The 19,662-nt window shown below is 65.7% G+C and carries 20 protein-coding genes and 1 tRNA gene; 3 read left to right on the forward strand and 18 right to left on the reverse strand.

Annotated elements, in window-relative coordinates; translation table 11 throughout:
• Positions 1-56 precede the first annotated feature (56 nt).
• Together ACQY5K_RS11380 and ACQY5K_RS11385 are read right to left on the reverse strand one after the other, a co-directional pair.
• Entirely contained in the window at positions 57-452 is a 396-nt protein-coding gene (locus ACQY5K_RS11380) for a hypothetical protein (RefSeq protein ID WP_428115234.1), read from the reverse strand.
• 305 nt (positions 453-757) lie between these two features.
• Positions 758-1,114, reverse strand: coding sequence for a hypothetical protein (locus ACQY5K_RS11385; RefSeq protein WP_428115237.1), 357 nt, complete (start codon positions 1,112-1,114; stop codon positions 758-760).
• 29 nt (positions 1,115-1,143) lie between these two features.
• Between ACQY5K_RS11385 and ACQY5K_RS11390 the strand changes: the two genes are divergently transcribed.
• A complete protein-coding gene (locus ACQY5K_RS11390) occupies positions 1,144-1,863 on the forward strand; it encodes a Coenzyme F420 hydrogenase/dehydrogenase, beta subunit C-terminal domain (protein WP_428122650.1) in 720 nt (239 codons plus the stop codon).
• A gap of 112 nt (positions 1,864-1,975) precedes the next feature.
• Here ACQY5K_RS11390 and ACQY5K_RS11395 read toward each other — a convergent pair whose 3' ends face one another.
• The 9 genes from ACQY5K_RS11395 to ACQY5K_RS11435 all read right to left on the reverse strand — a co-directional run bounded on the left by ACQY5K_RS11395 (position 1,976) and on the right by ACQY5K_RS11435 (position 8,027).
• Positions 1,976-2,344, reverse strand: coding sequence for a hypothetical protein (locus ACQY5K_RS11395; protein WP_428115239.1), 369 nt, complete (start codon positions 2,342-2,344; stop codon positions 1,976-1,978).
• Positions 2,345-2,437: 93 nt separating this feature from the next.
• A complete protein-coding gene (locus ACQY5K_RS11400) occupies positions 2,438-2,692 on the reverse strand; it encodes a hypothetical protein (RefSeq protein ID WP_428115242.1) in 255 nt (84 codons plus the stop codon).
• 50 nt (positions 2,693-2,742) lie between these two features.
• Positions 2,743-3,030, reverse strand: a complete 288-nt coding sequence (locus ACQY5K_RS11405; RefSeq protein ID WP_428115244.1) for a DUF1971 domain-containing protein — start codon at positions 3,028-3,030, stop codon at positions 2,743-2,745.
• 19 nt (positions 3,031-3,049) lie between these two features.
• Positions 3,050-3,343: a helix-turn-helix domain-containing protein gene (locus tag ACQY5K_RS11410; protein ID WP_428115247.1), complete on the reverse strand. Its 294-nt coding sequence runs from the start codon at positions 3,341-3,343 to the stop codon at positions 3,050-3,052.
• The gene (locus ACQY5K_RS11415; RefSeq protein WP_428115250.1) at positions 3,322-3,762 is read right to left on the reverse strand and encodes a hypothetical protein; all 441 of its coding nucleotides are present in this window, start codon (positions 3,760-3,762) and stop codon (positions 3,322-3,324) included. Before ACQY5K_RS11415 ends, ACQY5K_RS11410 begins: the two co-directional genes overlap by 22 nt.
• Before the next feature lie 103 nt (positions 3,763-3,865).
• Positions 3,866-3,942: transfer RNA gene (locus ACQY5K_RS11420), tRNA-Met, on the reverse strand.
• A 111-nt stretch (positions 3,943-4,053) separates the two neighbouring features.
• Positions 4,054-4,524 carry a PIN domain-containing protein gene (locus ACQY5K_RS11425; protein ID WP_428115253.1) on the reverse strand — a complete coding sequence of 157 codons (471 nt, stop codon included), beginning with the start codon at positions 4,522-4,524 and terminating at the stop codon, positions 4,054-4,056.
• Positions 4,484-4,780 carry an AbrB/MazE/SpoVT family DNA-binding domain-containing protein gene (locus tag ACQY5K_RS11430; protein WP_428115255.1) on the reverse strand — a complete coding sequence of 99 codons (297 nt, stop codon included), beginning with the start codon at positions 4,778-4,780 and terminating at the stop codon, positions 4,484-4,486. Before ACQY5K_RS11430 ends, ACQY5K_RS11425 begins: the two co-directional genes overlap by 41 nt.
• A 274-nt stretch (positions 4,781-5,054) precedes the next feature.
• Entirely contained in the window at positions 5,055-8,027 is a 2,973-nt protein-coding gene (locus ACQY5K_RS11435) for a UPF0182 family protein (RefSeq protein ID WP_428115258.1), read from the reverse strand.
• 38 nt (positions 8,028-8,065) lie between these two features.
• On the opposite strand from ACQY5K_RS11435, the gene purN reads away from it, so the two are divergent.
• Both purN and purH read left to right on the forward strand, forming a co-directional pair.
• Positions 8,066-8,704: a phosphoribosylglycinamide formyltransferase gene (purN, locus tag ACQY5K_RS11440; protein ID WP_428115260.1), complete on the forward strand. Its 639-nt coding sequence runs from the start codon at positions 8,066-8,068 to the stop codon at positions 8,702-8,704.
• Complete coding sequence (gene purH / locus ACQY5K_RS11445) at positions 8,701-10,278, forward strand: bifunctional phosphoribosylaminoimidazolecarboxamide formyltransferase/IMP cyclohydrolase (RefSeq protein WP_428115263.1); 1,578 nt, start codon at positions 8,701-8,703, stop codon at positions 10,276-10,278. The genes purN and purH overlap by 4 nt, the downstream gene beginning before the upstream one ends.
• A gap of 129 nt (positions 10,279-10,407) precedes the next feature.
• Here the strand turns inward: purH and ACQY5K_RS11450 are convergent, their stop codons facing one another.
• The 7 genes from ACQY5K_RS11450 to ACQY5K_RS11480 form a co-directional block, all read right to left on the reverse strand.
• Positions 10,408-11,349, reverse strand: a complete 942-nt coding sequence (locus ACQY5K_RS11450) for an ABC transporter permease (RefSeq protein ID WP_428115266.1) — start codon at positions 11,347-11,349, stop codon at positions 10,408-10,410.
• 2 nt (positions 11,350-11,351) lie between these two features.
• Positions 11,352-12,860, reverse strand: a complete 1,509-nt coding sequence (locus ACQY5K_RS11455) for a sugar ABC transporter ATP-binding protein (RefSeq protein WP_428115269.1) — start codon at positions 12,858-12,860, stop codon at positions 11,352-11,354.
• 88 nt (positions 12,861-12,948) lie between these two features.
• Positions 12,949-14,118 carry a substrate-binding domain-containing protein gene (locus tag ACQY5K_RS11460; protein ID WP_428115271.1) on the reverse strand — a complete coding sequence of 390 codons (1,170 nt, stop codon included), beginning with the start codon at positions 14,116-14,118 and terminating at the stop codon, positions 12,949-12,951.
• Positions 14,119-14,222: 104 nt separating this feature from the next.
• Positions 14,223-15,830 carry a helix-turn-helix domain-containing protein gene (locus ACQY5K_RS11465; RefSeq protein WP_428115274.1) on the reverse strand — a complete coding sequence of 536 codons (1,608 nt, stop codon included), beginning with the start codon at positions 15,828-15,830 and terminating at the stop codon, positions 14,223-14,225.
• A 79-nt stretch (positions 15,831-15,909) separates the two neighbouring features.
• The gene (locus tag ACQY5K_RS11470; protein WP_428115277.1) at positions 15,910-16,932 is read right to left on the reverse strand and encodes a dipeptidase; all 1,023 of its coding nucleotides are present in this window, start codon (positions 16,930-16,932) and stop codon (positions 15,910-15,912) included.
• Between the two features lie 66 nt (positions 16,933-16,998).
• Complete coding sequence (locus tag ACQY5K_RS11475) at positions 16,999-18,573, reverse strand: hydantoinase/oxoprolinase N-terminal domain-containing protein (RefSeq protein ID WP_428115279.1); 1,575 nt, start codon at positions 18,571-18,573, stop codon at positions 16,999-17,001.
• On the reverse strand, positions 18,570-19,637 hold the full coding sequence (locus ACQY5K_RS11480; RefSeq protein ID WP_428115282.1) for a DUF917 domain-containing protein: 1,068 nt from the start codon (positions 19,635-19,637) through the stop codon (positions 18,570-18,572). Before ACQY5K_RS11480 ends, ACQY5K_RS11475 begins: the two co-directional genes overlap by 4 nt.
• Positions 19,638-19,662 lie beyond the last annotated feature (25 nt).

Here is a 19,662-nt window from a genome sequence, read left to right on the forward strand (position 1 = left end):
ACAGCGTCGAGCATTGCTTCGCCGTCGAGCCCACCGCGACACTGCCCGCACAGCTCTCAGCGAATCCGTCGTACCGCGGCAACCAGCCCGATCGCGAAACCGACGAACTCGATGAGCGCCAGGCTCAGCGCCGTGTGGAAGAACACGCCGGCGCCGTCACCGACGACATTCGAGTGCAGGTCTGGGCTGTCGATGACGAAGTGGAGCAGGTAGCCGAACACGAACGAGGCATACATCGACGCGGCGAACAACGCAGCACCCAGCCGCACGCTGCGCCGGAACGCCAGCCACACCGCGGCGAGCGGCATGAGCAGCGCGGAGCCCAACGATCCCCACCATGACGAAACGCCGAGATCCGGCGCGCTCATCCGCCCAAGCGCCCACAGTGCCAAGGACAACAACACCGGCGCGGCGAACCCGGCGATGTAGGCGATGACGCCACCGGCGGCCACATAACGGCCAACGTGCCGCCCGCCACCAAGTCGTCGAACCAGCAGTGTCGAGCAACATGTACTCGACTGGGGCAACGGCCCACGACCCACGCTCAGCCACCGAAAGAGCCCGAACGTTCACCACCCGCAGAGCACCAACCGACACAGCCACCAACAGCACAACCACCAACCCGGCCCCAGGCACCGTTGCACTGGTCGGAATGCCCGCCAACCCGAACAACCAGAATCCGGCTGCGGCCAGACACCAGGAGCCGATCTTGATCCACGCGGCGATCCCGTCATCGCGCGGACTGATCAACCGCCCATCAGCCCAGCGGGGCCGACGCCACGAAGACGGCGACGACGACCTCACCGGTGGCTCTCGAGGGGAAGGGTTGGACTCGGCGCCGACACTCATAGACGTTCACCTCGACGCGGCCCACCATAGTGAGGCGCCGATCCGCCTCAGACAGCTCGTTCGCGCCCCCACGCCCGTGTGTCACGCTGAACCACACAATGACCGACGAGCCAGCGCCGCCCATCACAGCGAACTCCATTGCGGAGGTCGTCGCCAACGACCTGTGCATGGGCTGCGGGCTGTGCGAGGCGCTCACCGGCGGCAGGGTCACGATGGAGATGACTCCCGCAGGGTCGCTGCGGCCCTCGACTACTGACGCGTTCACGCACCACGAAGAACCCAGCTCTTGGCTGCCTGCCCGGGCGCAGTCGCCGAGGCCCGACCTGCGATCTCGGGGCCGTGCATGCCCTCTCGAAGTCCGACCCCCGGGTCGACGAGCTGTGCGTGATCCGCTTGGCGCTCGTTTGCGGCGGCCAGTCGCGCCTGTCGAAGTCGCAAGCGGTCCTCCACGAACTCGGCGTCGACGAAAGCGAGGTCACGCTGTTCCGCTACCGCGGGCACGGCAACCCGGGACCCACGGTCATCGAGACCGCCGCCGGCGATCGCTACGCCAAGACCTACCTGGACATGTGGGAAGACGAGTCCGGCTGGGAGGTCGAGACCCGCTGCAAGCTGTGCCCCGACGCCCTCGGCGAAGCCTCCGACGTCGCCGCGGCCGATGTCTGGCCCGGGGGTGCACCGACGGGCGAGGACGAGGGGTTCAACGGCATCATCGTCCGCACCGTCGTCGGCGATGAACTGGTGGCCTCGGCGATCGCATCCGGCGACCTCGCCCTCGACGACCCCATCACACCCCGCCAATTCGACAACCTCCAACCGCACCAGGTACGCAGGAAGGAAGCCCTGGCCACCCGCTACCAAGGGCTGTCAGACGCCGGCATCTCCCCCATCGAGACCCACGGCCTGCGGATCGCCGAACTCGGCAGCCGGATGGACCCGGAACGGTTCGAACAACAGCGCGCCGGCGCACAACAAAGGATCGAGGCGGCGCGATCCCGCCAGCTCACAGACTGACCTGCAACCTCGCGAGGTCAAGCTGCCGACGCGATCTCTGGCGCTCCGACCAAGGCAATCAGCGTTGAAGATACGTACGAGCCCGACGAGCCTCAGGACGAATGCCTGGGGGTCAGTGACTCGGGCGATCGTCTTCGGAGTCATCGTCATGCAAGACCGCGTGCGTGACAGCTTCGCTGTCCGGCTCGGGCACTTCGAAGTGACCGAGAACATGGACAATGAGCGCATCGAGGGCAGCCTGCCGTTCAGCGACGACATGGTCGACGAGCCCGTCGCGCTCCAGATCGGCGGGGTCGGCCGCCCAAGCGAGCACCGCAATCTCAGGGTTGTGCTCACGTGCGATGCGAGCGAATTGTTCGATGGCGAACGGCGGGCTGTCCACCGAAAGAGCAACCCGCGCGTCTCGCAAGCCTGCCCGGTCCGCGATGAATTGACGGACATGTCGCCTGCCACCACCGTGCGGCCCGTCGCGGCTGCCCATTGCTCGCTGCTGGGTCCATCGAGACGACGGTGTGGGGCACGTTCGCCAACTCGAGGGCAGCCACGATCCGGCGGGCCCGGGGCCCGAAGCCGTTCACGACAGCGTGGTCGCGCAGGTGAAGATCGACGTTCGCCAATCGACGCCGAAGGCAGCGACGATCGCTGTGACGACTCCGGTGGTCAGGCCCACCTGAATGGCGCCGCCGGGTCCGATCACCGCGCCGGCGATCAGGAAGCCGACGATCGGCAAGACACCGAACCGCGAAGAAAGGAAAGCGATCAGCGTTCCTGCTACCAGCAGAATCGCAAGTTCGGTCAACAGCGGTGGTGCTGACGCAGCCATCAGCATGTGTCTTGGAGGCTATTGGTGCCGACAACGAGCAAAGCCCGAAAGCACGGCTAGCTCCGCTCGTAGAACTGGACGTAGAACTCGGCGCTCGTGTCGGGCTCGACGTGGTGGCGGACGCCGGGAATGATCGGGACTCGACTGCCGGGCGCAGCGACGATCCGCCGCGGCGACTCGTCGACGAAGACCACCGAGCCGCCGAGCACAACGAGCTCGGCCCATGTGGCCGTGACGTGTGCGTTCGTGAGCGCGGCAGGCACCGTGTCGAGGCTGAATGTGGGTGTGCGGCGCCCTCGGACCGCCGTCGCCGGGACTTCCGGCCCGTCGCCGCTCTCGGTCACCGAACTCGCCCGTGACCGGTCACGAGGCGCGTGCCACGACACGAACGTCGGCGTCGAGAGCAGCTGCGGTTCGTTGCAGTGTGCGAGCGGTGGGACTCGTCGCACCGCGTTCGATCCGACTGATGTCAGCCTGATCGATGCCGCAGCGCTCAGCCAACTCAGCCTGGGTCAGATCGTGGCCCGTGTTTGCCGGCGCTTCGCGTTTGAGGGTGGAGTCGGTGGTGCGAGCGTCCTGGTCTGAATGCGGGGGATCCCCCAGGGTCGGAGGTGTCGATGAATTGGCTGCCACGGTCACCGACGAGTGCTCGGGCATCGGCGAGTCGTTCGTTGTGGCGCAGGAACAGGCTGCGGGCTGCTTGGGTGGTCCAGGCGCCGGTTGGGTTGGTGGTGATGCCGGCGAAGAAGACCTCTCGGTTTGTGGTGTCGATGCACAACAGCAGGTAGCAGCGGCGCAGTAGGGCGGTATCGCCAGGTGGGGTTGTCGGTGGCCATGTCGATGACCAGCCGGCGAACCGCAGCGGCGATCGCGCCCAGCAGGGTCCGGTCGTTGTGGTTGAGCTGGGGCCGATTGTCCTGCCGGCGCAGCACCGTCAGTTGGTGGCGTAACACGATGATCTCGAGATCGTTGGAACGGCCCGAGCGCACGGCCAGACCGGCCAGCGCCGCGAGGAAGCGGTACAGAATGCGAAACACGAGGCACGAGAATCGCAGCACATCGTGCCTGGTCAGCACTCACGTCCGAATATCGGGCACCCACAGCCCTCACGACGCACGTCAAGGGCTGGCTCCAAATGCGCAAGGCCCGGAACTTCAACAGGTTCCGGGCCTCCCAAATTGGTGGCGGGGGCAGGATTTGAACCTGCGACCTTCGGGTTATGAGCCCGACGAGCTTCCAGACTGCTCCACCCCGCGGCGAGAACGGCAAGGCTACCAGCGGCCTCCCGAGACCAGCAATGCGGCTGCCGCGACCCTGCGAACAGCGTTAGTTGGCGGTTTGTTCGAGGATGCGGGCAGCCCTTGCGATCAGGCGTTCGGCCTTGCGGCCGGACGAACGAAGGGGTTTCGCACCATCACCGTGCCGTACATCCGACCGTGTTCGAAGTCTTCGGACAGCAGTTCGGTGATGCCGTTGACCTCGGCGCAGGCCCACATATGCGCATCGAACCACGACATGCCATATGCCGCCACGCCCCGCAGTGCAGTGCGCAGGACGGCCGCATCGGGGTAGACGATTGGGAACTGAACCATCATCTCCTCGGCCTCTCGGGCGGCTTCGGCGAAGTCGAGGAGGCGTCGCTCCGGCCCACCTCGGGTGGTCGCGGCAACGAATTCGATGATCGACTGGTGGGCGATGTGCGCGCTGCTTGATGCGATGCCGGCGCGCATCTGCTCGGTCGCGATCTGTTGCTTCTCGGGGAACCTCGGATCGACGCGATACACGAGGATGTTGGTGTCAATCAGCACGGGGCCCGCCACGCAAATGGAGCTCGTCACGGGTCCAACCCCTTGAGCCTGCGTCGACTTGCGTCCAAACCGCGTCCCGTTCTCGTTGCCGCTCGGTCGCGACATCGAAGAGGCGAAGACGAGTTGCTACGTCCGCTAGGTCAACCTGCGCAGACGCCGAAGCGGGCACTACTCGAATGACCTCACCGGCTTCTTCGAATCGAATGTCATCGCCGGGGCGAATGCCGTAACGATCCGCCAACGCCTTGGGCACCGTCACTTGCAACTTGCTTGTCACTTTGGACATATCCTTACTCTAACAAGGACATATTCCTTGTCTCATCATCCGTGGCCGTCGGCACGTGCAATACGAGTTCTCGACCACTCCACCAGCCCCCAAAGTCCGCCCATCATGTCGCTCGCTCGTCGCGGGCACCAGCGATTTATCGACATCACATGGGATGAGCAGACATCTCAGAGGATTGCGAGCCCACCAAGCGGTAGCGCTCCTAGTCCACCGCTCGCGAACATCTCAGCCCACAGTTGGCAGCCGCACCGCGGGCGATGGGGCCGGAACAGCGCTAGTTGGCGGCTTGTTCGAGGATGCGGGCGGCCCTGGCGATGAGGCCCTGAGCCTCGTCGACGGCTTCCTGATAGGTGGCCAAGTCGCCGTCACGCAGGGCGGTGTCGGCCCGGTCGAACGCCCGTGCGGCCCGCTCCAGCAGGTTGCTCACTGTCGCGGTGTCGGGTTCGCCGTCGGCAGGAGCATCATCATCGCCCGCACTCGACGTGTCGTCGGCCTGATCGTCTGCGACGTCGCCAAGTGTTGCGCGGCTCGCGGCGTCGCTCAATGCGAGGTCGACCGCGCCGATGGCTTTCTCAAGGGCGGCTTCGAACGTCTCGGCGATGACCACTTCAGACCCGATGCCGGCGATCACCAGCTGCAGCTCGGGCACCGCCGTCGGGCCCGTCGCCGCGATGAACAGCGGGCGCACGTACAGCAGCGAGTTCTCCACCGGGATCAGCAGCAGGTTGCCGGGCCGCACCACCGAGCCGTTCTGGTTCAACAGCGTCAGGCGCTCGGAGATCTCTTCTTCGGTCTGGATGTTCGAGTTGAACAGCGCAGGCCCATCGATCGGCTGATCGGAGCGGATCTCGAACACCTCGATCTGGCCATACCGGTCCGGATCGTTGTGCACGATCATGAAGCCTTCAAGGTTCTTTCGAGAATCATCCTCGGAGAACGGCACGAACGGCCGGAAGATCACGAACGACTCAGAGTCGTCCCCCGGCAATCGGAACAGCAGGTACTGCGGCGAGATCCGAGCCTCGGATGTCGAGATGATCTGGCCCGTGGTCGCGTCACGCACCGTCTCGACGGTGGTCTGACCGATCGAGTCGCCCGGGTCCTGCGCCACGGCCCACGCGCCGGCGGCGTCGTAGAACTCGGCCGGGTCGGTGATGCGGTAGCGGCCCCAGGCATCGGTCTGAATCCGGAACAGGTCCTCGGGATAGCGGAAGTGCTCTTGCAGCTCGATCGGCGGATCGCCGTCGGCGAACAGGTCGCCGAACTGCCTGGCGTAGGACTGGGCGATCGGATCGCTCGGGTCGATGATGTAGAAGGTGACCGTCCCGTCGTGCGCATCCACCACGGCTTTCACCGAGTTGCGCACGTAGTTGTGCGGCCGGCTGAGATCGCCTGACCGCACCGCCCGGGTGCTGGCACGCTGCGCGTACGGGAACTGCGTGCTGGTGGTGTAGGCGTCGAGCACCCATTTCACTTTCCCGTCGATGACGACGGGATACGGATCGTTGTCGTAGTCCAGGAACGGCGCTAGCAGCTTCACCCGATCGGCGACATCGCGGTTGTACAGGATGCGGCTGTCGCCGCTGATCTCGCCCGACACCACCAAGTTCGGCTCGGCGAAGCGCAGCGCGAACGCGATCCGGCGCAGGAACCCGCCGATGCCGACGCCGTCGGCGCCGTCATAGCGAGTGGACTCGGTGCGGTCGTCGTCATCCTGGAAGTCGACCTCGTCACGCTGGGCGCCGACGATGGCGTAGCCCGACAGGCCCTCGCCCACATACAGCCCCGGCTCGTCCAGCGCGAGCGCTTCGGCGCCGGGGATTGCCACGTTCGGAATGTCGCCCAGCGCGTACGCCGGACGGCCGTTGGCGTTCACTGCGTTGGCCGGCGCCGCCGCCACGCCGTAGCCGTGGGTGTACGCGACGTGCTCGGTCTCCCAGGTGTCGGTCGGGAGGTCGGCCGGGTTCAGCTCGCGCGCCGCCAGCACGATCTGGGTGATCTTGCCGTCAATCTCGTAGCGGTCGACGTCGATGTCGCGGAAGTCGTAGAAGCTCTTGATGCCCTGCGTCTGCTGGAACGTGTCCTGCATGACGGCGGGGTCGAGCAACCGCACATTGCGGACCGTGTCGATGTTGTTCTCGATGTCTTCCGCGGTCAGCGTCGGCACATAGTTGAACTCGCGCGGCATCACGCCGTCGATGCCGAGCGCGATGCGGGTCATCTCGATGTTGCGCTGGATATAGGGAGCCTCTTTGGTGGACTCCGACGGCTCCACCTGGAACCGCTGGACGATTGCTGGGTACGCCGCCCCGGCCAGGCCGGCGATCACCGCCCACAGCGCCACAGCGAGCACCGGATAGGTGAAGCCGCGCCGCCAGATGTTCACCACCAGCAGCACGAAGCTGAACACGCTGATGACCATGAGCAGCTGCAGCACCGGCAGCTGCGCCTTGACGTCGGTGTAGGTGGCGCCGTCCACGAAGCCCCGCGTCGACAGCGTCAGCTCGAACTGGTCGAAGTAGTAGCCGACCGCCTTGGTGAGCGCCAAGATGCCCAGCAGCAGCGACAGGTGGGCCTTCACCTGCGGCATGACACGGCTGCCCGCGGGGGCCTGCAGCCGGATCGCGCCATTGAGGTAATGCCAGATGGCGGTGAAGATGAACGTGACCAAGACGGCCGCGAACACCCAGCTCACCAAGAACGTCAGGAAGGGCAGGCGGAAGAGGTAGAAGCCGACGTCGCGGCCGAACTGCGGATCGGCGAGATCGAAGTCGGTGGCGTTGATGAAGAACAGCCACTCCTGCCAGCGGCCCGAGACCCCAGCCCCGACCATCAGCGCCAAGATCAGCGAGACCCCGAGGCGCACCAGGCCCCGGCGGCGACCGGTCAGCTGGTGCCAGCGCGCAGCGACGTCCTCGGCCGGCCCCGGAAGCTGCGACTTGCTCGCAAAGCGCTCGGCGATGAACAGGTTCACCCACAACAGGACGAAGAAGATCGCCGTGAACAGCAGGCCGAGGCCGATCTTGGCCCACAGCACCTTCCAAAACACCGAGGCGTAGCCCAGGCTGTCGAACCACAGATAGTCGGTGTAGAAGCCGGCCAGTCCACGCACCGACAGCAGCAGAATGAAGCCGACAAGCACGACGAGGCCGATGATGACGCGGAAGCGCCTCACATTGCGGCGGCGCGGCACCTGCGGAGGCTGCTGTGGGGGGGTGGAGGGCGGCATTTCCTCGGGTGGGCGCATACAGGTGCGAGGCTACTGGGGCGCGTAGGTTCGTCGGGGTGCGCCTAGCGGTATTGGTCTCGGGAACCGGCTCGAATCTCGAAGCAATGCTCGGCCGTGGGCTGGGTGTGGACCTCGTGGCAGCGGACCGCCCATGCAGGGGGCTGGCGGTAGCCGCCGACGCCGGCATGGACACGGTGTCGGTCATTCGGGACGAGTGGACGGCCGCCGACGGCTCGCGACGCCGGTTCGACCGCGACGGCTACAGCGCCGAGCTGGCTCGGGTGCTGGCAGCGCGCCAGATCGACGTGGTGGCGATGGCCGGCTTCGGGACCGTGCTGAGCGAGACGTTCTTCGAGTGCTGCTTGGGCCGCTTTGCCGGACAGGTACTGAACACGCACCCATCGCTGCTGCCCGCATTCCCGGGCTGGCACGCGGTGCGCGATGCGCTGGCAGCGGGGGTTTCCGAGACCGGCTGCACGGTGCATGTGGCGATCCCCGAGGTGGACGCCGGCCCGATCCTGGCGCAGCGTGCGGTGCCCGTGGCGGCCACCGATGACGAAGCGTCACTGCACGAACGCATCAAGACGGTTGAGCGAGAGCTCTACCCGGCGACAATCGCAGAGTTCGTCGAGCAATGCCGCCGAGCAAGCTGCGAGCAAGCGAAACGCCGCAGAGCGGAGAAGGGAAGCCGATGAGGGCGTTGATCTCGGTGTGGGACAAGACAGACGTGGTGGACTTCGCTGCGCGGCTGTCGGAGCTGGGATGGGAGATCGTCTCGAGCGGCGGCACAGCGTCGGCGCTGGCCGGTGCCGGCGTGGCGGTGCTGGCCGTCGAGGACGTGACCGGCAACCCGGAGATGCTCGACGGCCGGGTGAAGACGTTGCACCCGCGCATCCACGGCGGGATCCTGGCCGACCGGTCGAAGCCCGTGCACTTGGCGTCGCTGGACGAGCACGGCATTGCGGCCATCGACCTGGTGGTGTGCAACCTGTACCCGTTTCGATCTGAGCCCGGGCCCGAGCTGATCGATATCGGCGGGCCGGCAATGGTGCGCGCAGCGGCCAAGAACCACGGCAACGACGCCGGCGGCGTGGGCGTGCTGGTGGATCCGGCCGACTACGAACCGGTGCTGGCTGAGCTGGGCGAGCACGGCGCGCTGAGTGCTGCGACGCGACGCCGCCTGGCGCGTGCCGCGTTCGCACACACCGCCGCGTATGACGCCGCCATCGTCGGCTGGCTCGATGAGGAGATCGCCGGCGATGGGGGTGAAGCGCGCGGTGCAGGCGGTACAGCCGATGCGGGCGATGCTTCGTCGCTGCCGCCCACGGTTCATCTGGCGCTGGAGCGTGTCGACGAGTGCCGATACGGCGAGAACCCGCACCACCTCGGGGCCCGGTACCGGCCGGTGGGGTCGTTGACGTGGTGGGACCACACCGTCCAGCACGGCGGGCTGGCGCTCAGCTACCTGAACTTCTTCGATGCCGACGCGGCCTGGCGGATCGTGCATGACCTCGGCGGCGCTGAGGGCTCGCCGGCTGTCGTGATCGTCAAGCATGCCAACCCGTGTGGAGCGGCCGCGGGCGACGACCTGGCCGACACGTACCAGCGTGCATACGACTGTGATGCGCGCTCGGCGTTCGGCGGCATCGTGGCGTTCAACCGAGTGGTGGACCTGGCCACCGTCGAGCGTCTCGAGGAAGCAGCGCAGGCCGACTTGGTGATCGCTCCCGGCTACGAGGACGGCGTCATCGAGCGAATCGCAGCCAAGCGTCGCAATACGCGGGTGCTGGAGGGGCCGCGACCGGATCCGGTGGGCCTCTCGCTGCGGCAGATCAACGGCGGCTGGCTGGTGCAATCACCGCACACGTTCGCCGCTGCGCCCGATGAGTGGCAGGTGGTGACCGAGCGCAAGCCGACCGAGCGTGAGCTGGCCGACGCCCGCTTCGCCTGGCGTGTGTGCGGGCACGTCACCTCGAACGCCATCGTGCTGGCGCGTGATCGCACCGCGTGGGGCATCGGCGCAGGCCAGCAGAACCGAGTCGAATCAGGCCTGCTGGCAGCCTCGAAGGCCGACGGCCGGGCAGCCGGGGGCGCCTGCGCCAGCGACGCGTTCTACCCCTTTCCCGACGGCGTCGAAGCCGCCGCGGAAGCCGGTGCCGTCGTCGTCGTCCAACCCGGCGGCGCCCTGCGCGACGACGATGTCGTCGCCCGCGCCAACGCCCTCGGCATCGCCATGCTCTTCACCGGAGAGCGCCAGTTCCGGCACTAGTGCCGGAACCATCAGACACAGCGGCACTAGTGCCGAAACCATCAGACACATTGGGCATTCTCGGGCGTCAGGAATGCCTCGCGCATGGGACGCATCTGCCGGAGGCAGAAGCTGCAGACAGGCCAAGTGCTAGCGCTCGCGGCGTTGGGTCCAGGAGTCGATTGATACGGCTCCAAGAATCACCGCTCCTTGAATGACCCTCTGCCAGATGGGGTCGACCTGGTGCAGGTTGAAGCCGTTGATCATCAGGGCAATGAAGAATGCGCCCGCGATGGTGCGCCAAACGGCACCCTCACCGCCCGCGATGGACGTCCCACCCACCACCACCGCGGCGATGACGCCGAAAACGAAGCTGAAGTCGTCCGAGGGCAACGCCGACAACGAACGCGACGACGACACCACCCCGGCCAATCCGGCGGCAGCTCCCGAGAGAGCAAAACAGATCGTCTTGACACGCGCGACCGGAACACCCGCGAGACGTGCGGCCTCGGCGTTGCCACCGGTCGCGTAGACGTGGCGACCAAAGCGTGTCCGGCTCAACAACAACCACGCTGTCGCTACAACCACGGCCGCTAGCCATGCGCCGGTGGTGATACCCAGCCATCGGGTGCGTGCGATGGCGGGATACGCGTCGGTGGCGGCGCGCAGGACACTGCGGTCGCTCACCAGGAAGCCGATTCCGAACACCATGAATGACGTGGCCAGCGTGGCGATGAACGAATTGACCTTCAGGGCGGTCACCACCAGACCGTTCGCAACACCGACAACTAGCCCGACAGCCACACCAACTGCTGCCGCCAAGACGGCATTGCCGGTGGCGTTCTCGACCTGCAGGGCAAACAGGGGGGCCACCACAAAGACCGATGCAGCCGAGATGTCGAACCCGCCCGCAATCATGGTGATGGTGGCGAATGAGGCAGCAATGAGCAGCGCTGATTGCTGATCGAGGATGTTGCGGAAGTTCGCCTGACTCAAGAAGCCGTCCGTCGTCGCAGCCAACAAGACAAACAGGACCGCAGTGACGACGGCGATTCCGTAGTGCCGGATCGCTGGAAGCGCGCGGGAGTTCACGCTTAGCCGTCCGTGTCGGTGGTCGATCGGCTCGTGTTGCCGAAGGCGGCGGCGAGGAGGTCAGCCTCGACGATCTCGTCGCCGGCGAACTCAGCGACTATCCGGCCTCTGCGCATCACTAGTACGCGGTGGCAGGTGCCGATCACCTCCTCGAGCTCGGACGAGATCATGAGCACCGCGCAACCCGTGTCGGCCATGTCGTTGATCGTCTCGTAGATCGAACGCTTCGATCCGACGTCCACGCCTCGCGTCGGTTCATCGGCGATGAGCAGCCTCGGTTGTCCCATCGCCGCCCGGGCGAACAGCACCTTCTGTTGGTTGCCGCCCGAGAGCGTTGCTACCCGTGCAGTCAAGCCCGACCTGCGCACTCCCACGCGGTCGCATGCGACAGCAGCTGCTCGTTCTTCCTGGCGTGTCCGGATGCCGAGCCGGCCTTTGAAGCTGCCAAGGTGCGGCAGCGTCGTGTTGTCACGCACGGATCTCTGGGCGATCAGGCCCTGCTGGCGGCGCGACTCCGGAATCAGCGAGACGCCAGCAGCCAGTGCATCCGTGATCGAACCCGCCAAGCGGCTCCCGCACACCCGGATGGAGCCTGCCCCGAAACGCGACCCCCCGTAGACAGCGTGCGCGACCTCACTTCTTCCTGCGCCGACCAGCCCCACCAGCCCGACAATCTCGCCTGCCCGGATGCTGAAGGACACGTCGAAGAAGTCGATGACGCGTGCGTCTGTACGAGCCGAGTACAACCCGTCGACTTGCAGCACCAACGGTGCGCCGCGTGTCGGCGCAGGAGGCTTGGCGGGAAACACATCTCCTATACGGTGGCCGGTCATGCCCTCCACCAGCGACTCGTGGGTCTCGTCGCTTGCCGGGCCGGTGCGGACGATTCGGCCGTCCCGCATGATCGTCACCGTGTCGGAGACCGACAGCACCTCGTCCAGAAAATGCGACACATACACCACGGCCACGCCGCGCGCTGCCAGCTCGCGCACGGTGCGCCCCAGTTCGAGGGCTTCGTGACTGGCCAGCCGAGCAGTGGGTTCGTCGAGAACCATCAGGCGGGATCGGCGCCCCAATGCGCGCAGTATTTCCACTTTCTGCTGATCTGCGACCGGCAGGGAGCCGACCCGAGCGTCGACGGGTACTTCCAAACCGTGTTCGGCAATCAGCGCCTCGACCCTGGCTCGATCGGCCCGACGCTTCGAGAACGGCCCGATGTGCTCTTCGGTGCCGAGCACCACGTTGTCCACGACGCTCATCGCGGGCAGCAGCGAGAGCTCTTGAGCGACGCCCACCAGACCATGAGCAACGCCATCCGCCGGGTTGTCGAGGCGCAGCGGCGATCCGTCGAGACACAGTTCGCCCCCCTCAGGCGCATGAACCCCGAGCACAACGCCGGCCAGGGTGGACTTGCCGGCACCGTTCTCGCCGACGAGTCCGTGAACTCGTCCGGCGTGGAACTCCACGCTGACGTCGGTCAGGGCATTGGTCGCGCCGAAGCGCTTGCTCACGTTGCGCACGCTCACAAGCGCTTCGGCGGTTGTCATCGCTGAGCCGCGCCAGTTGCCGCCCCGGGAGGGAGGGGCGCGGAGGACGGGCTCAGCCGTCCCACTGCGCGGTGAACAGATCCACGTTGTCGGCTGTCACCAATCCATTGTCTGGCAGTGCGGCTAGGGGATCCACTCCTCCGAAGTCGGGGCCGCCAGTGAGGGCCGAGACCATGGCTTCCATCGCGATGCGGCCCTCGTCGCCTGGGGCGCCGAAGACGCCGCCGAACCACCGACCTGCAGCGATGCCTTCAAGCGATGGGGTCGAGCCTCCCCATCCGACGAGTCGCACATGGTCCAGCTTGCCTTCTTCGGCAAGCACGATCTCGGCGCCCTGCACCGATTGGTCTGCACCGACGAGCACGTCGAAGTCCGGCGCCACTTGCAGGATGTCCTGCGTGGCGTTGATGCCACCCTCTGGGCCCAGGTACTGGCCTTCGCCCTCGGCCACGATCGAGATGGACGGATGGTCAGCGATGACCTCGTCGAGCCCGGCGCGGGCGGCGTCATCGATGGGCAGCCCCTTGATCCCGTAGATGTACACGACTTCGCACGGGTCGCGATCGGCGCAGGCAAGCACGGTGAGCTCGCCGAGACGTCTGCCGTTGACAAACGGCGCAGCCATCACGTTGGCGCTGACGCCAGGCACTTGGGGTTCTGAGGTGGAGAAGTCCTCGCCGACGACCTGGTTCAAGATGACTACTTCCATGCCTGCGTCGACTGCGGCGGCGATGTCGGGAGCAGAGCCGATCCCGTTGATCGAGACCAATATGACACCGTCGTACGCACCCGACGCAATCACGTCCTGAAACTGCGTCGTCTGCAGGCTCGGGTCGAATTGAGCGTCGAATTCGGTGACCTCCGCATTGTTGGCTGCCGCGACCGCCTCCATTTCATTGCGGGATGACAGCAGCCACGTGTTCGCCGAACTGGCCGACAGGTATGCGACTTGGAACGGTTCAGCGGGCTCGGCGGGATCCGGCTCGCTTTCTGCATCGTCGTCGTCTGTAGGCATTGCCGCTGTCGGTTCGGTCTCATCGGCGACCTCGGGCTCCGTCGCCGAAGCGGCCTCGGTTCCGTCATCGGGTGAGGCTGCGGTCTCCGCCGGGCTCGCAGTCGTGCCACCGTCGTCGCTGTCGCCGCACGCGGCGGTGGCCAACGAAATGGCTGCAACGAGAGCCAGCCAGATGAATGAGCGTCTCCTTCGCGAGATTGTCGCCATAAGGCGTCACCCCCAATTGGTGTGTCACTCGACTGGTGTCGAGTCGCCCTCACACTAAGGTGCGCCCAAAATTGGAGATCTATGCCTCTTGACCTGCTGAATCCCTATTGAAGTGCATTTTGCACAATAAGGCTCGGTTGGCGGTGTATCCGCAGCATCCGGCAAGCGAGCTGGAGGGAGAGCCTGTTCTCAGCGTCGTCGAGGGCTACTCCCAAGAGATCGGCGATGCGACGCATCCGGTTGGCGATCGTATTGCGATGGAGCCCCAGCATCTGCGCCGCCACGGTCGTGGAGCAACTGGAATCGAGATACACCTCGAGGGTTCGCAGGAGCTCGTGATCGCTGTCGACGTCAAGGACCGGCTGCAGGATGAACCGCGCATAGCGGGCAAAATCGTCGGAACCGAACCAGCCCATGAGCACTCGTTGGACGCCAAGTTGGTCGATGTGAGCAGCACCGGATCGGCCGCCGAACCGTGCGTTGGCGATGAGTGCTGCCTCGTGAGCCTCCGTGAGCGATCGACGCAGTCCGTTCAGATCGAGATAGGGGCGGCCGATGCCGGCGTGGACCTGTAGGCCCGAGTGTGCATTCACGAATGCTTCCAACGCGTCGCCCAGCTGCCGCACCGTCGCCGAGTAGCTCTCCGCTGCCGGTTCCGCCGCATCGGTGACCCAACCGCTCCATCCGTCGTTGCGCTCGACGAGAGGGCCGTCCAGGCCGGCATCGCGCAGCCGCTCGCGCACTTCTGCGTGCAAGTCGATGATTCTGGTCGTGTCAGCACCTCGCAGCGTCAAGTGGAGACCGGTGTTCCATCCCGCAGCGCTCCATCCCAACGCCAGCATCTGATGGCGGATGTCGCGTTCGTGAAGGTCGCTGGTCGCCAAGAGCTCATTCAGCACGGCGATTCGTCTGCGCGCGTCGCTCTCCGTTCGTGCTCGCGCCGATGACAGCAATGCCGCCAAGTGCCAGGAGCCGATCAGCATCAGGGATCGGAGCAGGCGCTGCATGCCACGCGAACCACCGCATTCGGCCACCAGCCAGTAGTCGGCTTCCTCGGCGCGCTCGCCGAAGGTCAGCACTATCGGAGTGCTGTGCAAGGCCGCGGCGGTCGAGTTGTCCACGAGATGAGCCGCGCCGGATGCCAGCCGGCGATCACCGATGTCGACCGGCTCGCCTGCCACCAAGCTGCGGTCCTGGCCGAGCAAGCAGACTCTTGAGGCGCTGAGGTTGGCAAGGACCTCGAGCACCCGGTCAACGCTTGCAACGTGTGATTGGCTGAGCGTGGCCAGCAACGAGTTCACTGCTGAGGCCTGCTCGACGTCGGACGCCCACAACTGGGATCGCAGACGGTGAGTCAAGTGCAACGCGTCGGCGTCAGGTACGACGATCAGGGGGACATCGAAGCGGTTGGCGAGCCGGCGAACGCCCAGTCCCAATTCGAAGCCAGGATTCGTGACGACAAGGCTCACCGCCCCAGCGTCGGCGATGATGCGGATGGCCATGTCGACCTGGTAGAAGTGCTCCCCGATTCCAGCAGCATCGAGCACGACGAATTCGCCCGGGCTCGGCGGCGAATCGTCTCTCAACCGCATGCGCAGGGCGACCTCCGAAACCGTCGCATGCAGACCGCTCTCACCGGCGAGGATCTCGGCGTCGGTGAATGCGGGCGAAGCCAGCATCTGCGCCACCGTGACCGGGCGCTCATTGCCCATGGTTCAAACCTACTGAGGAAGTTCTTCGCGAATGACTTCGCTCATCAGTCTCATCGTGTCGCGCCGTAGGACCTTCGCGTCAGATCACTGCCGCTCGAAAGAAATCAACCATGTTCGCGCTGGCGAATCGGAGTGCCCGATGCACCCCGAATCGCTCAACCAGGCGGCTCGACAGGCCCGCGAAGTCGGCTGGTGCTTTCAGAACGTCGATGAAGGAGATTTCATCGGGGTCGATCAAGAGTTGACGGCCGAGTATCGGGTTAACGGTGCGAACAAGATCGTCGATGAAGTCGGCGCCGATGCCTACATGATCGTCGCCGGCGACGCGTGCTGCATGGGCGATGTGGTCGATGAAGTCGTCGAGCGTGGGTGCCGTTTCCGACACGAACGGCCCGAAGGCATTGATCCCGACGAACCCGCCGGAGCCCGCCACCGTTCGGATCTGGACATCCGTGAGGTTTCGAGCGTGGCGGCACAGCGCTCGGCATGAGGAATGAGTTGCCACAAATGGCGCTACCGCCACCTCGGCGATGTGCTGCACCCCCGCGTCAGAAAGGTGGCTGACGTCCAGCACCATCTGCAGACGCTCCATCTCAGCGACGGCCTCAATGCCGAGCGAAGAGAGCCGGCTTCCGGTACCCGCTTCCGCTGTTCCGTCCGCCAGCATGGTGCGCCGATTCCACGTCAGCGATGCGAGGCGCACCCCCAAGCGAGACATCGTCTCGAACATGGCGAGCGACGAGCCGATGGGCTCAGCGCCCTCCAGGGCGAGCAGCAACGCTATCCGGCCGCTGTCGATGACGGGGTCGATGTCAGAACCGTGCTCGACTATGGCGACATCTGCCCGGTGCAGGTCAGCGATCTCATGGGCGAGGGCGATGATCTCCAACGTCCGCCGCAGCGCGGCCTCGCCGACGAATTGCTCTTCGGTGAAGATGGGGAGCACTTGGAACACGACGCCGCCCACTCGCAGGCCTGGCAGCCAATCGTCACCGAAGGGATCGGCAACACCGCGCTCTTTGCGATGCATGCACGCCAACAGCAGGTCGTTGTGGGCATCGGCGATCGGCAGGTGAGCGCGCTCAGCCTCTTCGGAGGTCACCGTGACGCATCCTCACCGGGATGACCCCGGACGCAGAGCAGAGGGCGAGCTGGTCGCATGCACATCTCAAGCGAGCGGGCCGACGGCCTTCACCAGGACCCGGCAGCCGCCGCCGGGCACGTAGGTCATCGGCACCTCAGTGATCGCGGTGATGCGAATGCGGTCGGGATGGGCACCTGATCGAACCGCAGAGTTCGCCGCGAGCTCCTTCGCATCGTCAAGGCACTCCTCGCGGCTCGTGCGGTCATAGCTGTAGACGCGGTCGACGGTCCCCGAAGCCTCGGCGATGCCGGCCCCGTACGCGTTTGCGACCGAGTAGTGCTGGGGCCTGAGGACCTGTGAGGTCCCGGGCACCCGCTCGGTGATGAGGTGAGCGCCTCCGCCGACCGCGAGCAGCGTGATCTCGGCCCTGCTCGACTTCATTCGATCGCTCATGATCGACACTTGGTCATCCACCCACGCCAAGGTGTCGCGGACGAGACCAGTGTCGAGATGCTGGACCAGCGCCGGGTCGCCGAAACCGTCGAGGCGCCCAGACGCCAGCGACACATCCGAGAGCGTCAAGGTCTCGCCGCCGACGCAGATGGCTTCGGTGGCCACGGCATAGCCGACTGAATCGGGGCCGATCACGAGATCCGAACCGTTGCCAGCCCGCGCGTCGCGCACGATGGTGCCGCCGCCGAGTCCGATGGAGATCAGGTCCGGCATGCGGAAGTTGGTCCGCACACCGCCTACTTCGACTGCGGCGGTCGACTCACGCGGGAAGCCGTCCACCAAGATTCCGGCGTCGGCCGATGTGCCGCCCACATCGATGACGACCGCGTCATTCACCCCGGCCAGTGCGCACGCGCCTCGCATCGAGTTTGTGGGCCCCGATCCCAGTGTCAGCACCGGAAAGCGCCCAGCTTCAGCCGCAGTCAGCAGTGTTCCGTCGTTCTGTGTGAGGTAGGCGTCGACGGCGAGATCATGAGCGGCAAGGGCCTCTCCAAAACCGTTCACGACGTTGGACGCCACGCTCAGCAATGCTGCGTTGAGGATCGTGGCGTTCTCGCGTTCCAGCAGGCCGAGCGAACCCACCTGATGGCTCAGCGACACCGGAAAGGCCGCGCCGAGTTCGGTGCCCAGGATGTCGCCAGCACGCAGCTCATGGTCGCTGGTGGCTGGGCTGAAGGCAGCCGATACGGCGATCGCTGTGCAACCCGCGGCGGTGGCCTCGGCCGCGAATCGTCGAACGGCATCCGTGTCGAGCGGCGCAATCTCTGCACCGGTGTACTCATTGCCACCTTCGATGATCGACGAGGCGCCGATCACCATGTCTCGGATGTCAGCGGGCCATGCTGCGCCGGGGCGCACGCCCAGTGACGAGGGTGCTGCCAAGCGCAACACGCCCACGGTGTCGAGCCCTTGTCGCTGGATGATCGCGTTCGTTGGGTGGGTCGTGCCGAGCATCGCTTTGGCGACCAGCGATTTTTCCACGTCCGAGAGCAGTTCGTCGAGGGACTCACGGATGCCCTCGATGGGTGCGGGGGTCGTGGCGACCTTGACCGCCCTGACGACATTGCCGGCGCTGTCGATGACGACCGCGTCGGTGTTCGTGCCCCCGACGTCGATGCCGATGCGGAATTCGTCGACCGTGCTCATGCTGGAAGCTCCACGAAGTCGATGTCGTAGCCGAACGCCCGAGGCCCGACGAGGTCGAGCATCCCGTCTTGATGCCATTCGGGTGCACACGGCATGCCGATCACGATCACCCGATTTCCATACGCCAATGCCTCGGTGGTGATGGGTTCGAAGGTCTCGCAGTCGAGCAGGCAGATGAGGTTGGGTGTGGTGATGGCGGGTTCGCCGTCGACAAACGCGATGAGATTCTCGTTCTGCACCTCGATGCGCATCGTTGCGTCGAGACCGTCGAGATCTTCGAGAATGACGGTGGAGCGGGCGAAGCCATCGGTGGTTCGCCTGTCGAGGTCCATCACCTTGCCGGTGAAAAACTTTCTCGAACCGGACTCGCTCAAGAAGCGCTCCCACGCCCCCACGGCGCCGTCCTTCACGGCTTGGAGCAGTCGGCCCATTTCGGTGCAGTAGGTCAGCGAGCCCTGAATCGCGTGCTCCGCCACCTGCGCGGCAGTGAGGGGATAGCAGCTGATGGAGTTGGCGAGTCCCAGCTGGATAACCGTGGTGCGGGCCAGTGTCTCAGCAACATGGTTTGTGGTCGTCTCGAAGACGGCTTGATTGCCCTTCTCGTCCGCGACAGACAACGGCCCCGCCGGCAGTCCGGCAAGCGTGAAGACCGTCATTTCGATCTGCGGGAAGGCCCGGCGCATCGAGTCGGCGTTGACGATGGGAAGGCCCATCTCGGCAGCTGTGGCGATCGGGAGCAAGGTGTTGCATCCGCCGACCTCGATGGGCATGATCGCCGCGGGCTCCTTTCCGAGGTAGGAAGCAAGCGCCCGGACGCCGGCGACGTATTCGGTGCCTGCGGGGATCTTCTCCAATATCACGGTTGGAGCGCCGATCACCGCGGTCGTGAGCACTAGGGCATCGGGCGGCAGGTCCGCGGCGTTCACCACCTGGACCGGACCGTAGGTCTCGAGTGCTTGGTGGGCGACGAGCTTGGCGATGTAGGGGTCTCCGCCGCCGCCGCTGCCCAGCAGGGTCGCGCCGAGACAGAGTGCTTCGATGTCGTCGGCTGTCAGCGTTTCCATGGCGTGTCCCTCAAGTGGTCGGTCC

The organism is Candidatus Poriferisodalis sp. (assembly GCF_965262965.1).
In the GTDB taxonomy this organism is placed as follows: Bacteria; Actinomycetota; Acidimicrobiia; order Acidimicrobiales; family Poriferisodalaceae; genus Poriferisodalis.